Raw genomic sequence first — 6,093 nt, 5'->3', positions numbered from 1 at the left:
CGATGACAGCGGCGATCAGGGCCACGAGCAGGCCGTACTCAACAGCGGTCGCGCCACGCTCGGAGGTGCGGGCGTGGAAGACGCTGGTCTGGAACTTCGCGATGGTCTTGAGCATTGTGAATCCCTTTCAAAGATTTGATTCCCGCGGCTCAGACCACTGCGGTACTGCGCCGAGGTAGAGACTGCCGTTCCGGGGGCCCGTGCCACATCGGCTGTTGGGGTCCAACGCGGCTGGCTGATGGTCGACGGCTCCATCAGCCGAACGGGGGATGGCACCCCGGCGGCGGGACGCTAATGGGGATTCCGCGCCGCGGCGGCGGGTCGCCGAGCTCCCGGGACCTCGATCACCTCGCGGCGACCACGAGGTCGGTGCCCTCGCCGACCCGTTGCCACCTGCTGCCGGCGCGGATGAGCACCTGGTGCTTGTCGGTCGTCACGACGAGTCCACGCTCGCCGTTGACCGTCGTAATCGACTGCGCCCCAGCGATATCCGGTCCGGCGGCTATCGCGCCACCCAGGGGGACCAGCCACGGCCTGACCACCTGTGAGGGCGTCAGCCGGCCCAGGACCGCCAGGGTGGCGTCGTCCACCCACACGAGGTCGCGGGCCAGGGTCAGCGTCGGCGCCAGTCGGAGCGGCGCCGCCAGGGAGGCCGGCAGTCCGTTGGGTTGCCGCACGACTCCGGCGACGTCCACGCGGGGGTCCGTGCCGTCCCCCTTGGTGGTGATGACCGCGAGGCGCTGCCCGTCGGGCGAGAGCCGCAGGCTCACCACCGACCGGTCCTCCAGCCAGTCGACGGCCACGACCTGCGGCAGGGCCTTGGACGCGTCCGCCGGATCGGCTGCGGCATTGATCGCCCAGACCTTCGTCGCGCCGTTGCTGCGGCCCGCCACCCACAGGACGTCCTCGCGGTCGTAGGTGGGCCGGGTGAGCCGGGTGCCGGGTGAGACGAGCTGCACCTGGGTGTGGCCACGCCACCGTGCCAGCTGGGCGCGGTCGCCGCCGACGGCCGCGACCTCCTGACCGTTGCGGGACATGGCCAGGTAGGCCCACCCCGGTTGCACGGCCGGCAAGGTTGCCGCCTCCGGCGGTGGGGTGCGCTCAACCGAGTCGCCGACGTCATCGGGATCCACGGGGACCAACGCCGTCCCCACCCGCAGGAGGGGTTTGACGTCGGGGTCGGACGGTGTGGCGAAGCCCAGGGCCGACAGGGAGTCCACGGTGCTCTCGCCATTGGGCATCTGCAGGTCGGCGCCCTCCAGCCGCAGGGCGACGCGCTCGACGCCCGGCGCCTGGGTCACCGTCGCGAGGAACTGGGCGCCGAGGTTCTGGCGTTGCCCGGGGTCGTTGCCCAGCCGGGTGGCCGCGAGGTCGACCTTGGCCGTCCCCGAGTCGATGGTGACCGCGTCGACGGCCAGCTGCGTCCCGGAGGGGATGTCGGTGCGGACCGCTCCCCTGAGGTAGCCCGGCACCCCGGCGAGCAGCGACCTGGCCAGCCGGGTCGCGAGCCCGGTGCCGAGGGGCAGCCAGCGGACGTCCGGCACCAGTCGATGGTCCCCCGCCGACACGTAGTAGATCCGGAACGGGTCGTACAGCCGGTCGAGGTCGGCTTGGCTCAGCCAGGTGCCGAAGTTGTCCGGCATCCTGCTGATCCGCCACTCACCACTGGAGCGGGCGAGTCCGAAGGTGACCCGCACCTGCGAGCTGGGCGGCAGCTCCTCGTAGCGTCCCGACCCGTCGATCCGCGCGATGGCGTTGGCGACGGCCGTGACCGTGTCGTCGGAGGACGGTTTGTAGGTGAGCTCGGAGTCGGAGCCGAAGACGACGACCGAGGAGTCGGGCCGCCAGGAGCCCTGGGGTCCGGACCCGAGGTAGGACCGGGCCGCCTGGTACCCGTCGTCGCTGGCTGCCGCAGCCCTGATGAACCCCTGCACCACCTGCTGCGGCGAGGACCCGGGCGCCACCGGGTTGACCTCCACGCGCACCTCGTTCTCCTGCACCGAGCCGACCTCCAGCCCGGGCTGGATGGCCGAGCTGGTGGACAGTCCCCCGCACGCACCCACGGCGAACACCGCACACAGGGCCAGGCTCGCGGCATACCGGCGCCTCATCGCGGGCTCCACGGCGCGGTGGGGGTATGCCGCGTGCTCGCCACGGGAGGCGAGGCACTGCCCTGCGTGGGGACGCCGTGCGGCTTCGCGGCCGCCGCCGGCGGCTCGGGGACGTCGCTCGGCCGCAGCGGCAGCGGAGCCTCGGCGATCGGCCGGTCGGCGTGCCGGGGCAGGGTGAGCCGGAAGCAGGACCCCTCCCCCGGTTCGCCCCACGCCTGGAGCCAGCCGTCGTGCAGCCGGGCGTCCTCCAGGGAGATGGCCAGGCCCAGACCGGTCCCACCGGTCGTGCGGGCGCGGGCCGGGTCGGCACGCCAGAAACGGTTGAAGACCAGCGCGCCCTCACCAGGGCGCAACCCGACGCCGTGGTCGCGCACGGTGACGGCAGCCGCAGTCTCGTTGACGGCGACGGCGATCTCCACGGGCCGGCCCTCCCCGTGCTCGAGGGCGTTGACGATGAGGTTGCGCAGGATGCGTTCGACGCGACGGGCATCCACCTCCGCGTCACACCGACCGTTCGCGGTCACGGTGATGGCGCTGCCCCAGCGGTCGGCGATGGGCTGGGCCGACTGCACGGCCCGCGCGACGGTCGCCCGCAGGTCGGTGACCTCGGAGTCGAGCGCCGCCGCTCCCGCGTCGAACCGGCTGATCTCGAGCAGGTCCGCCAGCAGCTCCTCGAACCGGTCGAGCTCGTTGTGCAGCAGCTCGGCCGAACGCGAGACCGCGGGGTCGAACGCCCTGCGGGAGTCGTGGATCAGGTCAGCGGCCATCCGGATGGTGGTCAGCGGTGTGCGCAGCTCGTGCGAGACGTCCGAGACGAACCGCTGCTGGACCCGGGACAGGCCCTCCAGCTGGCGGATCTGGGTCTGCAGGCTGTCGGCCATCTCGTTGAACGACTTCGCCAGGCGGGCCAGGTCGTCCTCACCGCGGGCGCGCATGCGTTCGTTGAGCCGCCCCGACGACAGCCGCTCGGCCACCAGCGCGGCCCGACGGACCGGGCTGACGACCTGTCGGGTCACGACCCACGCGATCACGCCGACGAGGAAGACCAGGGCCAGGCCACCGATGAGGAAGGTGCGGGTGATGAGGTCGAGGGTCGCCTGTTCGCGCTGCATCGGGAACACGGCATACAGGTCGTAGTTCCCGGCGAGGGGCACCTCGACCTGGGAGCCGACGATGACGGCCGGCACGCGCCCGCCGCCCTGCGGGTCGGTGATGCCGATGAGCATCACCTGTTGGCGACCCGGGTCGGCGCGCACGGCCTCACGCAGGGCGACCGGGACCGCGGGAAGCCCGACCCGCCCGCTGGAGAGCGTCTGCACCGACGTGTTCGACGTGTTGGCGAGGCTGCGGGTCARCACGAGGTAGCGCTCGTTGTCGCCGCCCGGCGAGGCGGCGCTCTGCACGGCCTGGCGCGCCAGCAGGTTGAGGTCGCCCTCACTGCTCGTGCGGTCGCTGTTGTCGAAGCTGCCCTGCACCTCCGTCGTCAACCGGGAGGACTCGAGCTTGGCCGACTCGATGCGGTCCTGCTCGAGCCCGTCGGAGATGGACGAGAACAGGTAGGAGCCGAGGAGCACGACGACCGCAAAGCCCAGCAGCATCGTGGAGGTGACGACGCGGAACTGCAGCGACGCCCGCCACAGGTGTGCCAGCCTCCGCGCCCAGCGCACCAGCTGGCGCCGCGAGCGCGCCAGGACGGCGCGGACCGCACGCACCCCTTTGGCGCGGTGGTCGGAGAACCGCGGTGTCGGCGTCCGACCAGGCCTCGGACGGGCCGACTCGGACATGGCTAGTTCGGGCCGGCCTTGTAGCCGACGCCGCGCACCGTCACGACGATCTCGGGGTGCTCGGGGTCGTGCTCGATCTTGGAGCGCAGCCGCTGCACGTGGACGTTGACCAGCCTCGTGTCCCCGGCGTGGCGGTAGCCCCACACCTGCTCGAGGAGCACCTCGCGGGTGAAGACCTGCCACGGCTTGCGGGCCAGGGCGACGAGGAGGTCGAACTCGAGCGGCGTCAGGGAGAGCGCGGTGACGTCCCGCTTGACCGAGTGACCCGCCACGTCGATGACGAGGTCGCCGATCTCGAGGCGCTCGGGCTCCGGCTCGTCGCCGCGACGCAGCCTGGCCCGGATGCGCGCGATGAGCTCCTGCGGCTTGAAGGGCTTGACGACGTAGTCGTCGGCGCCGGACTCCAGCCCCACGACCACGTCGACGGTGTCGGTGCGCGCGGTGAGCATGACGATCGGGACCCCCGACTCGGCACGGATCCGGCGGCAGACCTCCATGCCGTCCAGACCCGGCAGCATCACGTCGAGCAGGACCAGGTCGGGCCGGCTGTCACGGAAGGCACCCAGGGCTCCCGCCCCGTCGGCCACGTGGGACACCTCGAGTCCCTCGTTGCGCAGGACGATGCCGAGCATCTCCGCCAGCGCCAGATCGTCATCGACGATGAGCACGCGACCCTTCACCTGCGTCAACCCTCTTCCCAGCATTGAGTAAAGATTTCCTCCGAATCATCACACACGGAGTGCACGGGGTGTCCGAGCCACGAGGGTCAGCGCGGACTTTCGCGGACGAACAGGTGCCAGTCACCGATGACCTGCGCAGTCCGCCACGTCTGGTCGGCCTCGACCAGCCCGAGCGCGGGGCGCCCCTTCTCGACGGCCACCACGTCCGCCGAGTCCCACGCCCGTCGTCCGGCAGGGTCACCGGCGAGGAAGTCCAGGTAGGTCGCCTGGTCCGCCGGGGCGAAGGCGTCGATGGGGTCGCTGACCCAGACCGTGAGCCCGTCAGCCGCGAGCTGCTCGACTCCCGGCTCGGTGGCCAACACCACCCCGTCGGGGCCCGCGAGGTCGCGCACCGCGGTGACGACGGAGCCGGGCACGTAGCCGGGGACCTCCTCCTTGGCCGCGAGGACGGCCGTCCACACAGCCACCGCGACCAGGGACCAGGCCAGCCACGGCACCGGGCTCGGGCGTCGCAGGGTGGGGGTGGGCGCCCCGTCGCCCGAGGTCGACCGCACCCCCTGGGACGTGCCCGTCGCGAGGAGGAACAGGCCCAGGGCGAGCCAGACACCGTTGCGTGCGGCGATCAGCGTGGCGGTCACCAGGACGCCTGCGACGACGTACTCCCACGCGGCCCGCCGAGACCTCAGGAACAGGACCAGCAGCACCAGACCGGCGCCGAGCAGCAGGGCGTCGAAGGGGCGCCGCGGATCCGGAGCGGACCACAGCTCGGAACCACGCTTGGCGGCCTCGTTGGAGAAGACGCCGACGTAGTAGTGGAAGGTGCCGAGGCCTGCGGGAGTGAGGAACAGGGCCCCCAGGGTGGTGACGCCGACGGCGATGGTCTCCGCCGGGCGCCGGTGGAGCCGGCTGACCAGGAGGTGGCAGCCTGCGACCGCGACGCCGACGAGCACCGCCCCGTGCAGGTTCGCCCACACCGCCACCAGCGCCGGGAGCAGCCAGATGCTGCGCGTCGGCCGCTGCGCCTGCCGCGTGAGCACCACCATGAGCAGGGCGAAGGGCACCAGGGAGAGCATCTGCAGGCGCACGACCACCAGCGCCTGGAGGGACATCGTTGCCACCAGGAGCACGACCCCCGCGACTCTCGCGTCCCGCGCACCACGACGAAGCGCAGCCGCGGCCAGCACGAGCAGGGCCGCGAAGCCGGCGGCGCCCTGCAGCGCGAGCAGCCCACGATCGCTGGGGAGGGTGGCGGCGGCAAAGAGGAGCTCGGCCAGGACCGGCACGTTGTGCCACCCGTCCGAGGGCGCTGCGGCGAAGGGGATGTGGTGCGTGATGGTGCCCGTGTCGAGGATGTGCCTCCCGAGCGCGACCACCCAGAACGCGTCCGCGCCGACGATGGCCTGCCAGGCGGTGAACGCCGAGACCACCAGCAGCGCGGCGAACGTGCGCCACGACCGACTCAGCGCGCTCACGGCATCCCGTGCCAGCGGTCGATGGGTGCTCACGGCCCCCACACTG

The 6,093-nt window shown here is 72.1% G+C and carries 5 protein-coding genes; all 5 read right to left on the bottom strand.

Going from position 1 to position 6,093, the window contains the following annotated elements; translation table 11 throughout:
• Nucleotides 1-115, bottom strand: a 115-nt coding sequence (locus AC1DVZ_RS12270; protein WP_477618477.1) for a Flp family type IVb pilin, incomplete at its 3' end; no start/stop codon positions are given.
• Between the two features lie 229 nt (nucleotides 116-344).
• Complete coding sequence (locus AC1DVZ_RS12265; protein WP_477618476.1) at nucleotides 345-2,111, bottom strand: LpqB family beta-propeller domain-containing protein; 1,767 nt, start codon at nucleotides 2,109-2,111, stop codon at nucleotides 345-347.
• The gene (gene mtrB / locus AC1DVZ_RS12260) at nucleotides 2,108-3,895 is read right to left on the bottom strand and encodes an MtrAB system histidine kinase MtrB (RefSeq protein WP_477618475.1); all 1,788 of its coding nucleotides are present in this window, start codon (nucleotides 3,893-3,895) and stop codon (nucleotides 2,108-2,110) included. The genes AC1DVZ_RS12265 and mtrB overlap by 4 nt, the downstream gene beginning before the upstream one ends.
• A gap of 2 nt (nucleotides 3,896-3,897) precedes the next feature.
• Entirely contained in the window at nucleotides 3,898-4,575 is a 678-nt protein-coding gene (gene mtrA / locus AC1DVZ_RS12255; RefSeq protein WP_477615010.1) for an MtrAB system response regulator MtrA, read from the bottom strand.
• Between the two features lie 86 nt (nucleotides 4,576-4,661).
• Nucleotides 4,662-6,080, bottom strand: coding sequence for a hypothetical protein (locus tag AC1DVZ_RS12250; RefSeq protein WP_477618474.1), 1,419 nt, complete (start codon nucleotides 6,078-6,080; stop codon nucleotides 4,662-4,664).
• Nucleotides 6,081-6,093: the final 13 nt, after the last annotated feature.

The sequence above is a fragment of the Pedococcus sp. P2_E5 genome, assembly GCF_056403895.1.
The sequence above is the reverse complement of the archived record's forward strand: the minus strand, read 5'-3'. Positions and strand labels throughout refer to the sequence as shown.

Bases quoted from the DNA above. Each gene is read 5' to 3' on its own strand.
- AC1DVZ_RS12265 (WP_477618476.1), bottom strand. From the start codon at position 2,111: ATGAGGCGCCGGTATGCCGCGAGCCTGGCCCTGTGTGCGGTGTTCGCC.